Source organism: Microbacterium sp. ISL-103 (assembly GCF_018613995.1).
GTDB lineage: Bacteria > Actinomycetota > Actinomycetes > Actinomycetales > Microbacteriaceae > Microbacterium.
The window spans coordinates 6,078-6,334 of the sequence record NZ_JAGGPD010000208.1 but is presented as its reverse complement, the minus strand read 5'-3'; the positions used below and the strand labels follow the sequence as shown (position 1 = coordinate 6,334).

1 pseudogene is annotated in these 257 nt (G+C 68.5%); it reads left to right on the top strand.

Annotation, left to right across the window (positions count from 1 at the left end):
- Nucleotides 1–119 precede the first annotated feature (119 nt).
- Nucleotides 120–257: pseudogene (locus tag J7E68_RS19685) on the top strand (GuaB3 family IMP dehydrogenase-related protein); the annotation flags it as partial.

Sequence of the window (257 nt, the reverse complement as noted above, 5' to 3'; positions counted from 1 at the left end):
TCACGCCGCCGCCGACGACGGCCACCTCCATCGATTGCGACATAGTGCCTCCTGAGTTCGCACTCAGTCTTCCAGCCGTCGGCTCCATCGCGCGCGCCCGGTAGTCTGGGGTGGTGACCATGGAGATCGAGCTGGGCCGAGGCAAGCGTGCGCGTCGCGCGTACACGTTCGACGACATCGCGGTGGTGCCATCCCGGCGCACCCGCAACCCCGAGGACGTGTCGACCGCGTGGACGATCGACGCCTTCGGGTTCGGC